The sequence below is a fragment of the Streptomyces sp. NPDC044061 genome (assembly GCF_056434305.1).
On record NZ_JBWKFL010000004.1, the window covers coordinates 80,203 to 93,564 of the forward strand.

At 73.3% G+C, this 13,362-nt stretch carries 11 protein-coding genes; 9 read left to right on the forward strand and 2 right to left on the reverse strand.

Annotated elements, in window-relative coordinates; all coding sequences use genetic code 11:
- Positions 1-2 precede the first annotated feature (2 nt).
- The gene (locus AC07CM_RS07585) at positions 3-1,268 is read left to right on the forward strand and encodes a 6-phospho-beta-glucosidase (RefSeq protein WP_478875404.1); all 1,266 of its coding nucleotides are present in this window, start codon (positions 3-5) and stop codon (positions 1,266-1,268) included.
- The gene (locus AC07CM_RS07590; RefSeq protein WP_478875405.1) at positions 1,259-2,242 is read left to right on the forward strand and encodes an N-acetylglucosamine kinase; all 984 of its coding nucleotides are present in this window, start codon (positions 1,259-1,261) and stop codon (positions 2,240-2,242) included. The genes AC07CM_RS07585 and AC07CM_RS07590 overlap by 10 nt, the downstream gene beginning before the upstream one ends.
- On the opposite strand, the gene AC07CM_RS07595 is transcribed toward AC07CM_RS07590, so the two are convergent.
- Positions 2,227-2,637, reverse strand: coding sequence for a VOC family protein (locus AC07CM_RS07595; RefSeq protein ID WP_478875406.1), 411 nt, complete (start codon positions 2,635-2,637; stop codon positions 2,227-2,229). The two genes, AC07CM_RS07590 and AC07CM_RS07595, sit on opposite strands and share 16 nt — an antisense overlap.
- A gap of 244 nt (positions 2,638-2,881) precedes the next feature.
- Between AC07CM_RS07595 and AC07CM_RS07600 the strand changes: the two genes are divergently transcribed.
- Genes AC07CM_RS07600 through AC07CM_RS07610 form a run of 3 tightly spaced genes read left to right on the forward strand, consistent with a single transcriptional unit; the run spans position 2,882 to position 6,654 of the window.
- The gene (locus AC07CM_RS07600; protein ID WP_478875742.1) at positions 2,882-4,255 is read left to right on the forward strand and encodes a hypothetical protein; all 1,374 of its coding nucleotides are present in this window, start codon (positions 2,882-2,884) and stop codon (positions 4,253-4,255) included.
- Between the two features lie 14 nt (positions 4,256-4,269).
- On the forward strand, positions 4,270-5,298 hold the full coding sequence (locus tag AC07CM_RS07605) for a glutamate ABC transporter substrate-binding protein (RefSeq protein ID WP_478875407.1): 1,029 nt from the start codon (positions 4,270-4,272) through the stop codon (positions 5,296-5,298).
- A 51-nt stretch (positions 5,299-5,349) separates the two neighbouring features.
- On the forward strand, positions 5,350-6,654 hold the full coding sequence (locus tag AC07CM_RS07610) for a coiled-coil domain-containing protein (RefSeq protein WP_478875408.1): 1,305 nt from the start codon (positions 5,350-5,352) through the stop codon (positions 6,652-6,654).
- 19 nt (positions 6,655-6,673) lie between these two features.
- Here the strand turns inward: AC07CM_RS07610 and AC07CM_RS07615 are convergent, their stop codons facing one another.
- The gene (locus tag AC07CM_RS07615; RefSeq protein ID WP_478875409.1) at positions 6,674-6,973 is read right to left on the reverse strand and encodes a hypothetical protein; all 300 of its coding nucleotides are present in this window, start codon (positions 6,971-6,973) and stop codon (positions 6,674-6,676) included.
- A gap of 31 nt (positions 6,974-7,004) precedes the next feature.
- Here AC07CM_RS07615 and AC07CM_RS07620 point away from each other — a divergent pair, with 31 nt between their 5' ends.
- From AC07CM_RS07620 to AC07CM_RS07635, 4 genes are all read left to right on the forward strand, one after another.
- Positions 7,005-9,119, forward strand: a complete 2,115-nt coding sequence (locus AC07CM_RS07620; RefSeq protein WP_478875410.1) for a serine/threonine-protein kinase — start codon at positions 7,005-7,007, stop codon at positions 9,117-9,119.
- Between the two features lie 3 nt (positions 9,120-9,122).
- On the forward strand, positions 9,123-10,439 hold the full coding sequence (locus AC07CM_RS07625) for a PP2C family protein-serine/threonine phosphatase (RefSeq protein ID WP_478875411.1): 1,317 nt from the start codon (positions 9,123-9,125) through the stop codon (positions 10,437-10,439).
- Positions 10,440-10,540: 101 nt separating this feature from the next.
- Positions 10,541-11,887, forward strand: coding sequence for a vWA domain-containing protein (locus tag AC07CM_RS07630; RefSeq protein ID WP_478875412.1), 1,347 nt, complete (start codon positions 10,541-10,543; stop codon positions 11,885-11,887).
- A 59-nt stretch (positions 11,888-11,946) separates the two neighbouring features.
- A complete protein-coding gene (locus AC07CM_RS07635) occupies positions 11,947-13,353 on the forward strand; it encodes an FHA domain-containing protein (protein WP_478875413.1) in 1,407 nt (468 codons plus the stop codon).
- Positions 13,354-13,362 lie beyond the last annotated feature (9 nt).

A 13,362-nucleotide genomic window follows, 5' to 3' on the forward strand; every position in this document is an offset into this window, starting at 1 on the left:
ACATGAAACTCACTGTGGTCGGCGGAGGCTCGACCTACACCCCCGAACTCATCGACGGCTTTGCGCGCCTCAGCGACACCCTGCCCATCGAGGAACTGGTGCTGGTCGACCCCGCCGCCGAGCGTCTGGAACTCGTCGGCGGCCTGGCCCGCCGTATCTTCGCCAAGCAGGGACACGACGGCCGGATCGTCACCACCTCGGACCTGGACGCGGGCGTCGACGGCGCCGACGCGGTGCTGCTCCAGCTCCGTGTCGGCGGCCAGGCGGCCCGCGAACAGGACGAGACCTGGCCGCTGGAGTGCGGCTGCATCGGACAGGAGACGACCGGCGCGGGCGGCCTCGCCAAGGCACTGCGCACGGTCCCCGTCGTCCTCGACATCGCCGAGCGGGTCCGCCGTGCGAACCCGCGCGCGTGGATCATCGACTTCACCAACCCGGTCGGCATCGTCACCCGCGCCCTGCTCCAGGCGGGCCACCGGGCGGTCGGCCTGTGCAACGTGGCGATCGGCTTCCAGCGCAAGTTCGCGGCGATGCTGGGCACCGACCCCAAGGACGTCCACCTGGACCACGTGGGCCTGAACCACCTCACCTGGGAGACCGGCGTGCGGCTCGGCGGGCCCGAGGGCGCGAACGTCCTGCCCAAACTGCTGGCCGAGAACGGCGACGCCATCGCCGACGACCTGCGTCTGCCCCGCACCCTGCTGGACCGCCTGGGCGTGGTCCCCTCCTACTACCTGCGCTACTACTACGCGCACGACGAGGTGGTACGGCAGCTGCGCACGAAGCCCTCCCGAGCGGCGGAAGTCGCCGCGATGGAGCGCGAGTTGCTGGCGATGTACGGCGACCCGTCGCTGGACGAGAAGCCGGCGCTGCTGGCCAAGCGGGGCGGAGCCTTCTACTCGGAGGCGGCGGTGGACCTGGCGGCGGCCCTGCTGGGCGGAGCCGGCAGCCCGTACCAGGTGGTGAACACCCTCAACAAGGGCACGCTGCCCTTCCTGCCGGACGACGCGGTGATCGAGGTACAGGCGGCGGTGGGCGCGACAGGCTGTGTGCCGCTGCCGGTCCAGGACCTGGACCCGCTGTACGCGGGCCTGGTGGCGAACGTGACGGCCTACGAGGAGCTGGCCCTGGAGGCGGCCCTGCGGGGCGGCCGGGACCGGGTATTCCGCGCCCTGCTCTCCCATCCCCTCATCGGCCAGTACGAGTACGCCGAAACCCTCACCGACCGACTGATCGCGCACAACCGGGAGCACCTCGCGTGGGCCTGACCGCACCTGACACCGCGAGCGTCCTCGCCATCGACGCGGGCAACAGCAAGACCGACGTGGCCGTGGTCACCGCCGCCGGAGAGGTGCTGGCCACCGCCCGCGGCGGCGGCTTCCGCCCGCCGGCGGTGGGCGTGGGTGCGGCGATGGACGCCCTGGCCGAACCGGTCACGCGGGCGCTCGCGGACGCGGGACTCGCCGCCGCCTCGCACGTCTCCGCCTGCCTCGCCAACGCCGATCTGCCGGTGGAGGAGGAGCAGTTGGCGACCGAGCTGCACGCGCGCGCGTGGGGCACCTCGGTGGAGGTCCGCAACGACACGTTCGCGATCCTGCGGGCGGGTGTCGCCGAACCCCGGGGCGTGGCCGTGGTGTGCGGGGCGGGCATCAACTGCGTCGGCATGCGCCCCGACGGCCGCACCGCCCGGTTCCCGGCCATCGGCCGGATCTCCGGGGACTGGGGCGGCGGCTGGGGTCTGGCCGAGGAAGCCCTGTGGTTCGCCGCCCGCGCGGAGGACGGCCGGGGCGACCCGACGGCGCTGGCCCGCACCCTCCCCGCCCACTTCGGGCTGCCGTCCATGTACGCGCTGATCGAGGCCCTGCACCTGGAACACGTCGAACACGGCCGCCGGCACGAGTTGACGCCCGTGCTCTTCGAGACGGCGGCCGAGGGGGACGCGGTCGCCCGTTCCCTGGTGTACCGCCTCGCCCAGGAGGTCACGACGATGGCCACCGTGGCCCTGACCCGTCTGGAACTCCTGGAGGAGGAGACCCCGGTCCTCCTGGGCGGCAGCGTCCTGACGGCCGGCCACGCCCAACTGGACGACGCCATCCGCGAACTGCTGGCCGCCCGCGCCCCCAAGGCCGACGTGCGGGTGGTGACGGCCGGCCCGGTCCTGGGGGCGGTACTGCTGGGCCTGGACCTCCTTGGGGCGGGAGAGCGGGCGCGGGAGCGGGCCCGGGCTCACTGGTCCACGTAGAGGCAGAAGGGGTGGCCGGCGGGGTCGAGCAGCACGCGGACGCCGTCCTGCGGCTGGTGGCCGGCCTCCCGGGCGCCGAGTTCCACCGCGTGCGCCACCGCCGCCGGCAGATCGGCCACCTCGAAGTCGAGATGCATGGTGATCCGCTGCGCGCCGTCCCGGGCCGGCCAGACCGGGGGGACGTACCCCTCCGAGAGCTGGAAGGCGAGATAGGCCACGCCCTCCGGTGGCGCGACGGCCGCCCCGTCGGCGTCCTCCTTGGCGATCTCCCAGCCGAGGAGTTCCGCGTAGAAGCGGGCGAGCGCCCCCGGATCGGGGGCCTCCAGCACCACACCCCACCAGTCGTGTCGCGCCGTGCGGGGGGTACCGGGCTCGTGACGTGGTCGTCCGCGCATGTCCGCGAAGGCTACAAGGGAACCGATCGGATGCACCCGGCGTGTTGGTGAACAGGGGGTGGTGCGGCACGCGCCCCGCGCCGTCACGCCCTGGGCCGCGCTGCGATCCGATCAAGATCGAGTGAAGGCTGGTGCGGATGTCGGTCCCGGCGGTGATACTTGGCGGCGAACGGATGACCATGGGGGAGGTCAAGTGACACACCCGCCGAAGAGCAGCGCGGCGCCGCCACAGGCGGGCCCCGCCATGCCCGCGATCCCCCATCAGCCCGGCCCACCCGCACGAGTCGGTCCGCCCCCGGCCCCCCGGCGTACCGCCTTCGCCGAGGGTGTCGAGAAGGTGCGCGCCGCCGCGACCACCGAACCGGGGCGGCTGCGGATCATCGGAGCGCTCCTCGCGCTGCTCGTCGTGGCGTTCGGGGCGGTCACCGCCTGGCAGACCTCCGAACGGGCGGCCGCCGCCGACGACGTGCTGCACCGCAGCCAGCCGCTCAGTTCCGGCGCGGCGGGCATCTACCGCTCGCTGGCCGACGCCAACACGGCCGCCTCCAGCGGGTTCCTGGCCGGCGGACAGGAGAGCGCGGACACGCGCGACCGGTACGAGAAGGACATCCGTACGGCAGCGGCGGGCCTCGTCACGGCCGCCGCCAACGCGGAGCCGGGCTCGGCCTCCGAGGCGACCATCGCCAGGCTGAACCGGCTGCTGCCCGAGTACAAGGGACTCATCGAGCGCGCCCGGACCTACAACCGGCAGGGATACCCGGTCGGCGGCGCGTATCTGCGGTACGCCAACGAGAAGATGCAGAAGCAGATGCTCCCGGCGGCGGAGGATCTCTACACCAAGGAGAACCAGCGGCTCGACGCCGACTACGGGGACGCGACGCCGTACCCGTGGGTGGCGATCGCGCTCGGGGTGCTCGCCCTGGCCGCGCTGGGCTGGGCCCAGCACCGCATCTACCGCCACACCAACCGCGTGCTCAACCACGGTCTCGTCGCCGGCACGGCCGCGACCACCGTGGTGCTGCTGTGGCTGGTCGTCGGGCACACCGTCGCGCGGTCGGAGCTGAACGGCTCCTACGACCACGGCATCCGCTCGCTGAAGGTGCTGCACGACGCACGGATCGCCTCCCTGAAGGCGCGCGGCAACGAGAACCTCAGCCTGGTGGCGCGCGGCGCCGAGACCATCACGGTCGGCACGCAGACGTACGACGCCTACTACTACGACTTCGACATGGACATGGGCGTGCTCGGCAGGGGCCTCAAGGAGGCGGCCGGGCTCGCCGACGACCAGGCGGGCGGCAGGCCGGTCGTGGCGGCCGAGGGCAACATGACGGTGTGGAAGCAGCGTCACGCCTCGGCCCGTGCCGAGGACGAGAACGGCAACTACCAGCAGGCTCTGGACAAGGTGATCGGCGCCAAGGGCGCGACCGGTGAGTGCTTCGACAGCGTCGACCGCAATCTCGCCCTGGCCATCGACCACGAGCAGACCGAGTTCAAGCGGTCCGCCGGGGACGGGCTGGACGCCATGACCGGGCTGACCGTCGGAGCGGCGGTGCTCGCCGTGCTCGGCGCCGCCGGCGCCGTCGCCGGCATCGGGCGCAGGCTTTCGGAGTACCGGTGACAGGGGGCTGGACGATGTACGCAAGCCGTGTACGGGCCTCCCTGCGAGGCTGGGGCGGGGTCGGCGCGATGGCGGTCCTGTGCGCCCTGGCGCTGGCGTTCGTCCTGCTGCTGCCCCGCACGCAGACCCCGGACGGGGTCGGCCGGACCGGCCAGCGGGTGGTCACCGGCAGCCAGGCGCGCGCCGACGACTGCGAGGACTCCGAGGCGCAGAAGCAGACGCTGTCGCCGTCCGGCGCCGACGGCCCTACCATCGACGCCATCAAGTCCCGTACGGGCGCCAAGCGCAAGCTGGTCGTCGGCGTCGACCAGAACAGCTACCACTGGGGCTACCGCAACCCGAACACCGAGGGCGCGGAGCTGGAGGGCTTCGACATCGACCTCGTCCACAGGATCGCCGAGGACATCCTGGGCGACCCGGACGCCGTCCAGTTCAAGGCCATACCGACCAGCCAGCGCATCCCCGCCATCAAGGACGGCCGGGTCGACATGGTGGTCCGCACGATGACCATCACCTGCCAACGGCTCGCCGATGTCGCTTTCTCCGCGCCCTACTTCAAGACCGGGCAGCAGGTTCTGGCACCCAAGTCGTCGTCCATCACGGGCTACGACGACACGCTCGCGCACAAGAGGATCTGCACGGCGTCCGGGTCCACCGCCTACGGCAAGCTGAAGGCGGACCGGGACAAGGGCACCCTGCCGGCCTCCACGGACATCTCCACCACCGTTCCCAACCAGCTCGACTGCCTGGTCAGGCTGCAGCTCGGCGAGGTCGACGCGGTGGTCACCGACGGCGCGCTCGCCGCCAGTCAGGCCGCCCAGGACCCTACGGTCGAACTGAAGGGCAAGGCGTTCACGACCGAGTACTACGGCGTGGCGATGAAGAAGGACGCCACCGATCTGGTACGCCGGGTCAATCGCATCCTGGTCGACTACCGCGCGAACGGCTGGCAGGCGTCGTACGACACCTGGTTGTCGGCCACACTGGGGAAGGACTCGGGCCCGTCCAAGCCGCCCGCGCCGCAGTACCTGCGAAAGAGCTGACCCCGACCGAACCCCGACCCAGGCCAACCACACAGCAGCGAGAGGTGATCGATGGGCGTCACGGACCCCGCCGGGCCGGTGATGGACCGGGACGAGGTGGACCGTGCGCTGGCCCGGCTCGGCGCCGAGCACGAGGCGATCGAGACCTCGCTGCTCGCCCTCCAGGACCACGCGGGCCGCAGGCTCCTCGAAGGCGCCGAGCTCACCGGCGTCACCAGGGACCGCTGGACGGCCGCCGAGGCGTCGATCACCCTGCTGTGGGCGTACTTCGACGCCTACACGGCCGCGCTGCGCTCCGCCCGGGAGATCCGCGCCCGGCGCCGCTGGTCCAGCCGCGAGGACCTGGCGGAGCTGACCGAGCTGCTGCGCGGCGAGTCCGTCACGGTCCCGGGCGGCGCGAGCGGCCACACGGCCAAGCTCAGCGAGGGCTTCTCGCTGGCCGCTCTGGTCGACCGGATGAACGAGCTGTACGCCTCATCGCTGGACATGGTCGTCGCCGCCGACGCGGTCTGGTCGGCGCTGCCCGCGCGGATCGATTTACTCGCCGCGGAGCTCCAGCGCACCCGCAAGCTCGCGCACTCGGTCGGTGTACGCCCCGGCGAGCACCCGGCCGGGGACGACCTGGAGCGCATCACACGCACGCTGACCAGGCTGCGCGAGGACGTGGTCCGCGACCCGCTGGCCTTCTGGACGCCCACCGAGGGCAGTTCGGCACCCGGCGGCGGCCGGCCGGACACCACGGTGTACGACCGTGAGGCGCGCGCACTGGAGGACGTGCGCCGGGAGATCGACGCCGTGCTGACGGTGCGGCAGGACGCGGAGGCGCGGCTGATCCGGCTGCGGGACGTGCTCTCCCGTGCGGACCGCACCCTCGCCGAGGCGCGCACCGCGCGCGGGGAGGTGCTCGCCAAGATCGCGGCGACCGAGGTGCCCGTGGTCAGCGGGCCGCCGACCGTACTGCAGGAGCAGCTGGCGACGGCCGCCGAGTACCGTCGGCAGGCGCAGTGGCACCGGCTCTCCCCGCTGCTGGAGTCCCTCGAGCAGCGGGCGGAGGACGAACTGCTGCGCGCCCGTGAGTCGTTGACGGCGGTCACCGCGCCGCTCGCGGTCCGCGCCGAGCTGCGCGGCCGGCTCGACGCATACAAGGCGAAGGTCGCCCGGCACGGGCTGGCCGAGGACGCGCTGCTGGTGGAACGGTACGACGCGGCCCGGCGGATGCTGTGGAGCGCGCCCTGCGACCTGCGGGTGGCCGAGCAGGCCGTGCTGCGCTACCAGCAGGCGACGGCCGAACTGCTCGGCGCGCCAAGGGTGCCCGAGCAGCACGGGCCCGAGGACCGGAAGGGGGAGCACGCGTGAGCCAGCCACAGCGCACCTGTCAGCGGCCGGGCTGCGAGGGGACGTACGAGGACGTCGGCGGCGGTGAGCTGTACTGCGACACCTGCGGCCTCGCGCCCGTGGTGTCCGTGAGCGGTTCGGTCGGTTCGCCGCCCACCGGGATCACCTCCGGCGGCAAGGGATCGGCCGGCAGCGGCAGTTCACGCAGCTCGCGTACGTCCTCGCAGTCGTCGAGGTCGCGGCGCTCGGTGTCGGGGCGGCTCTCCCGCTCCCTGTCGGGCAGGTCCACCGGCCGGTCGGTGTCGGTGCGCAGCTCGGGCTCGTCCTCCGGCACGTCCACGCGCGGCCGGCTGGGTGCCGGTCTGGTCTCGGTGCCACAGGTCCCGCGGCCCGACCCGCGCGCGATGGTGCTGGAGAACCCGGAGGTGCCCGAGCGGAAGCGGTTCTGCTCGCGCTCCGACTGCGGGGCTCCGGTCGGCCGGGCCCGGGGTGAGCGGCCGGGGCGCACGGAGGGGTTCTGCACCAAGTGCGGGCACCCGTACTCGTTCGTGCCGAAACTGAAGGCCGGGGACATCGTGCACGGCCAGTACGAGGTCGCGGGCTGTCTGGCGCACGGCGGCCTGGGCTGGATCTACCTCGCCGTGGACCGGGCCGTCTCCGACCGCTGGGTGGTGCTCAAGGGCCTGCTGGACACCGGCGACCAGGACGCGATGGCCGCCGCGATCTCCGAGCGGCGCTTCCTCGCGGAGATCGAGCACGCCAACATCGTGCGGATCTACAACTTCGTGGAGCACCTCGACCAGCGCACCGGCTCACTCGACGGCTACATCGTCATGGAGTACGTCGGCGGCAAGTCGCTGAAGGAGATCGCCAACGCCCGCCGCACGCCGGACGGACGGCGCGATCCGCTGCCGGTGGAACAGGCCTGCGCCTACGGCATCGAGGCCCTCGAGGCGCTCGGTCACCTGCACAGCCGCAACCTGCTGTACTGCGACTTCAAGGTCGACAACGCCATCCAGACCGAGGACCAGCTCAAGCTGATCGACATGGGCGCCGTGCGCCGCATGGACGACGAGGAGTCGGCGATCTACGGCACGGTGGGCTACCAGGCGCCGGAGGTCGCCGAGGTCGGTCCGTCGGTGGCGAGCGACCTGTACACGGTGGGCCGTACGCTCGCCGTGCTGACCTTCGACTTCCAGGGCTACACGAACGTCTTCGTGGACTCCCTGCCCGACCCGGACAACATCGAGGTCTTCCACCGCTACGAGTCCTTCTACCGGCTCCTCGTGCGCGCCACCGACCCGGACCCGGCGCGCCGCTTCGCCTCCGCGCAGGAGATGTCCGAGCAACTGACCGGTGTGCTCCGCGAGGTCGTCTCGCTGCAGACCGGGCAGGCGAGGCCCGCGCTGTCGACGCTGTTCGGGCCCGAGGTGAAGGTCACGGACACGGAGCTGTTCCCCAAGCTGCACGGGGACGTCTCGCGGCTGGGGGCGCGCGCGGTGCGCACCGCCGAGTCCGCCCCGGCGCTGCCCCCGGCGGCCCTCGTCAAGCTCGTGGACACCTCGGCCGCCGCCCTCGCCCTGCCCGTCCCGCTGGTCGACCCCGGCGACCCCAACGCGGGTTTCCTCGCGGGCCTGATGGCGTCGGCGCCCGCCGAGCTGATCAGCGCGCTGGACGCGGCGCCCGTACGGACCGTCGAGACCCGGCTGCGGCAGATCCGCGCCCGGCTGGAGAGCGGCGACCACCAGGGCGCGCTGATGTCGCTGGCCAAGCTGGAGGAGGAACGGCCGGACGACTGGCGGGTGGTGTGGTACCGGGGTGTGGCCGCCCTGGTCACCGGCGACTTCGAGGGCGCGGCGCTCTCCTTCGACGCGATCTACGACGCCTTCCCCGGGGAGGCCGCGCCCAAGCTGGCGCTCGGCCTGTGCGCGGAGGTGCTCGGCCAGCTGGACAACGCGGCCGAGTACTACCGCCTGGTGTGGACGACCGACCCGAGCTTCGTCAGCGCCGCCTTCGGTCTGGCCCGGGTCCAGCTCGCCGCCGGGGACCGCGTCGGTGCGGTGCGCACCCTGGAGTCGGTGCCGGAATCCTCCATCCACTACACGGCCGCCCGGGTCGCCGCCGTCCGGGCCCGGCTCAGACAGCGCACGGCGAGCGCGGGTGACGTACCGTTCCTTGACGACCTGACAGCCGCCGCCGGCCAGGTCGAGGCGCTGGACGCCTACGGTCTGGACCCGTCCCGACGCGAGCAGTTGTCCGCCGAGGTGCTCGGCAGCGCGCTGGACTGGATACTCTCCGGAGGCCAGGGCACCGACCGGCCCGCCGCCGGCGGACGGGTGCTGCTCGGCAGCGGTCTGGACGAGCGGGGCCTCCGCTTCGGCCTGGAGCGCGCGTACCGCACGCTGGCCCGGCTGGCGCCCGGCGGCGAGGAGAGGATCGAGCTGGTGGAACGGGCCAACCGTTACCGCCCCCGGACGTGGGTGTAGTTGATGTCGCAGATGCCCCAGCAGGCCGCACTGGCGAAGTGCCCGAGCTGCGCGGAGCCGCTCGAGTCGGGTGACCTCTTCTGCGGCGCGTGCGGTTACGACCTCTCCGTCGTGCCCGCCCCGCCGCAGGACCATCCGACGCTCACCATGACCGGCTCCGCCGCGCCCGGGAACGGCGTGGACTGGCCCGCCCCCGAGCCGGCCGGTTCCGGCAGCACCCCGCCGGCGGTGCATCTGCCGACCGATCTGCCGGGCACCGACTCGGGCGGCAAGGCCCTGCACCCGCAGGAACAGGAACCGGCCACGCCCGGCGTCCGCTTCGACCGGCACCCGGAGCCCGACGAGTACCCGCTGCAGGCGCCGGATCCGCGCGTCGCGGCCGACGCCGCCGTACCGGAGGAGCCCGTGAAGGTGTGTGTGGCGTGCCGGGCGGGCCGGGTCGACGACGACGGCTACTGCGAGAACTGCGGGCACGCCCAGCCCCGCGAACGCGACCACATGGAGCGGGAGTCGGGCCCGGTCGCCGCCGTCAGCGACCGCGGCCTGCGCCACCACCGCAACGAGGACGCCTTCAGCGTCGCCCACACCGCGCTGCCCGACGGCTCGCCCGCGGTCCTGGCCGTCGTCTGCGACGGCGTGTCCTCGGCGACCCGCCCCGACGAGGCCTCGACGGCCGCCTCCCAGGCGGCCGGTGACACCCTGCTGGCGGCCCTGCCGCGCGGCACCCACCCGCAGCAGGCGATGCACGAGGCGATCGTGGCCGCCGCGCAGGCCGTCAACGCGCTCGCCGAGGAGCCCGCTTCGGCCCGCGAGCACGCCCCGCACCAGAACGCGCCGGCCTGCACCATCGTCGGCGCGGTGGTCACCTCCGGGCTGCTGGTGGTCGGCTGGGTCGGCGACAGCCGCGCCTACTGGGTGCCGGCGGACCGCGGCCAGCCCCCGGCCCGGCTGACCGAGGACGACTCCTGGGCCGCGCAGATGGTCGCGGCCGGTCTGATGAGCGAGGCGGAGGCGTACGCCGACGAGCGCGCCCACGCGATCACCGGCTGGCTCGGCGCGGACGCCTACGAACTGGAGCCGCACACCGCCTCCTTCAAGCCGGACCGGCCCGGTGTCGTGGTGGTGTGCACCGACGGGCTGTGGAACTACGCCGAGACGGCGGACGAGATGTCCGAGGTCGTTCCGCCGGACGCGGCCGCGCGGCCGCTGCACAGCGCCCGGGTTCTGGTCGGCCATGCCCTGGACGGCGGGGGCCACGACAACGTAACAGTGGCCGTGCTGCCGTTCCCCGCGCCCCCGCAGGGGGCAGGATCGGCCTGAGGCCGTACGGAACGGGGAAGCCTCGACGGGCCGGAGGGGACCGGTCCGGCCACACGCATTGCCTCGCGTCAGCGGGGTGTCCGAGGGGGATTTGAACCATCATGGCCAATTTCGCGAAGTCGAACGTGCCGCAGTTCTCGGTGGACGTCTACCAGAACGAGTACCTGCCCGAGGGCGGCCGCGAGGTCAACGCCATCGTCACCGTGACCGCGACCGGCGGCGGCACGGTCGGCAGCGCCGTCGCGGCCCCGCACCTGTACACGCCCGGCCACGGCCCCTCCGCCGCGGTGGCGATCATGGTCGACTGTTCGGGCTCCATGGACTACCCGCCGACCAAGATGCGCAACGCCCGCGACGCCACGGCCGCCGCCATCGACACCCTGCGCGACGGCGTGCACTTCGCGGTGATCGGCGGCACGCACGTCGCCAAGGAGGTCTACCCCGGCGGCGGCCGGCTCGCGGTCGCCGACGCCACCACCCGCGACCAGGCCAAGCAGGCACTGCGCCGGCTCAGCGCGGGCGGCGGTACGGCCATCGGCACCTGGCTGCGGCTCGCCGACCGGCTGCTGTCCTCTGCGGACGTCGCCATCCGGCACGGCATCCTGCTCACCGACGGACGCAACGAGCACGAGTCACCGGAGGACCTTCGGGCCGCGCTCGCCGAGTGCGCCGGCCGGTTCACCTGTGACGCGCGGGGCGTGGGCACCGACTGGGAAGTGAAAGAAGTCACAGGCATCGCCTCGGCGCTGCTCGGCACCGCCGACATCGTCGCCGACCCGGCGGGCCTGGCCGCCGACTTCACGCGGATGATGGAGACGGCGATGGGCAAGGAGGTCGCCGACGTCGCGCTGAGGGTGTGGACGCCGGTCGGCACGACCATCAGGTATGTCAAGCAAGTGGCGCCCACGGTAGAGGAGTTGACCGGTCGGCGCACGGAGGCCGGTCCGCGCGCCGGGGACTATCCCACCGGGTCCTGGGGCGACGAGTCCCGCGACTACCACCTGTGCGTGGAGGTCCCCGCGGCCGGTCTGGGCCAGGAGATGCTCGCCGCGCGGGTCTTCCTGGTGGTGCCACAACCGGACGGAACGGCACAGAACCTCGGCGCACAGGGGCTCGTACGGGCCGTGTGGACCGACGACATGGCCGCCTCGACCTCGATCAACCCCCAAGTCGCGCACTACACCGGGCAGGCCGAACTGGCACAAGCCATCCAGCAAGGGCTCGACCTTCGCAAAGCGGGCGATTTCGATGGAGCAACGGCCAAACTGGGGCGCGCTGTTCAGCTCGCGAGTGCCTCTGGGAACGCGGATACTGCGAAACTGCTTGCGAAGGTGGTGGACGTCGTCGACGCGGCGACGGGTACTGTGCGACTGAAGGCGAAGGTCGAGGAGGCCGACGAGATGACTCTCGAGACACGGTCCACAAAGACTGTTCGTGTAAAGAAGTGACACAACAACCGACCACGCAGGACTGAGTAGGACCCTGAAGGAGAGGGGGAAGCGCCGACATGCCGACCTGCCCGAACGGACACCAGTCGGGTTCCGACGACTGGTGCGAGGTCTGCGGTCACCGCATGGCCGGTGCCGTGCCTCCACCCCCGCCGCCGCCCCCGGCCGCCGGCGGCTACGGCTTCCCGCCGCCGCCGCAGGGCACCCAGCCCGGCGGCCGCCCGCAGGCGCCCGGTGCGCCCGAGCCGGAGCTGTGCCCGCAGTGCCGTACGCCCCGCGAGGGCGGCGCGCCCTTCTGCGAGGAGTGCCGGTGGAACTTCCTGACCAACACGGCCACCTCCTACACCCCGGCCGCCCCGCGCCCGGCCCAGCCCCGCTTCCAGCCGCCGAGCGCGACCTACGGCGGCGGTGACTCGTACGAGTACCAGGGCTCGCGGCCCTCGCAGGTGAACCGGCCCGCGGAACCGATCCCGTCCTTCGGCAGCGAGCCGTCGGGCCCGACGCCGTTCGCCGGCGAGCGCGGCCCGTCCGGCCCGCCGCCCACCTCGGGCGGCCAGGGCGGCCCGGGTGCCTTCGGCGGCGGCCGGCCCCAGTCCGGTCCCCCGTCGGGCTTCGGCGGCCAGGGGCAGGGCCCCGGTGGCCCCGGTGCTCCCGGCGGTCCGTCCGGTCCCCCGCCCTTCGGCCACGAGCCCTTCGGCCGTGAGCCCTCCGGTCCCGGCGGCCCCGGTGCGCCCGGCCCGTCCGGCTTCGGTGGCGACCCCTCCCGTCCGGTTCCGCCGCCGCCCCGGCCGACCCCGCCCGCCGGCCCCGGCGGACCGGCGGGCGGTGTGCCGCAGGCCTTCCAGCAGCCCGGCCCGCCCGCGCCGCCCGCCTTCCCGCAGGAGACCGGCCGGCCCCCGGCCGGCGGTCCGGCGTTCGGCGGCGGTGAGGACGACTGGGTGATCTCCCCGCCGTCGTCCGGCGGTCCGGGCGGCGGACACGGCGGCGGCTACGGCTACCCGCCGCCCGGCGCCACCCAGGCCCCACCCGGCCCCGGCTTCCCGCAGGCGCCGCAGCGGCCGGCCACCTGGATCGCGACCATCGGCCCGGACCGCGACTACTTCATGGCGATGATGCAGCGCTCGGGCCCCGAGGCCACGGGCCTGAACCTGCCCGCGTACTCGCCCGAGCAGCAGCGCACCCTCACCGGCAACCAGGTCACCATCGGGCGCCGCCGGCACTCCACCGGCGACACCCCCGACATCGACCTGTCGGTGCCGCCGGAGGACCCGGGTGTCTCGCACCAGCACGCGGTGCTGGTCCAGCAGCCGGACGGCACTTGGGCGATCGTCGACCAGAACTCGACGAACGGCACCACCGTCAACGGCTCCGACGAGCCGATCCAGCCGTTCGTGCCGGTGCCACTGCAGGACGGCGACCGGGTCCACGTCGGCGCCTGGACGACGATCACCGTCCGCAGGGGCTGAACGGACCCA

What these genes read in the sequence shown, in the direction of transcription:
- AC07CM_RS07585 (WP_478875404.1), top strand. Translation starts at nt 3, where the DNA reads ATGAAACTCACTGTGGTCGGCGGAGGCTCGACCTACACCCCCGAACTC.
- AC07CM_RS07595 (WP_478875406.1), bottom strand. Translation starts at nt 2,637, where the DNA reads ATGCGCGGACGACCACGTCACGAGCCCGGTACCCCCCGCACGGCGCGA.
- AC07CM_RS07600 (WP_478875742.1), top strand. Translation starts at nt 2,882, where the DNA reads ATGCCCGCGATCCCCCATCAGCCCGGCCCACCCGCACGAGTCGGTCCG.
- AC07CM_RS07605 (WP_478875407.1), top strand. Translation starts at nt 4,270, where the DNA reads ATGTACGCAAGCCGTGTACGGGCCTCCCTGCGAGGCTGGGGCGGGGTC.
- AC07CM_RS07610 (WP_478875408.1), top strand. Translation starts at nt 5,350, where the DNA reads ATGGGCGTCACGGACCCCGCCGGGCCGGTGATGGACCGGGACGAGGTG.
- AC07CM_RS07625 (WP_478875411.1), top strand. Translation starts at nt 9,123, where the DNA reads ATGTCGCAGATGCCCCAGCAGGCCGCACTGGCGAAGTGCCCGAGCTGC.
- AC07CM_RS07630 (WP_478875412.1), top strand. Translation starts at nt 10,541, where the DNA reads ATGGCCAATTTCGCGAAGTCGAACGTGCCGCAGTTCTCGGTGGACGTC.
- AC07CM_RS07635 (WP_478875413.1), top strand. Translation starts at nt 11,947, where the DNA reads ATGCCGACCTGCCCGAACGGACACCAGTCGGGTTCCGACGACTGGTGC.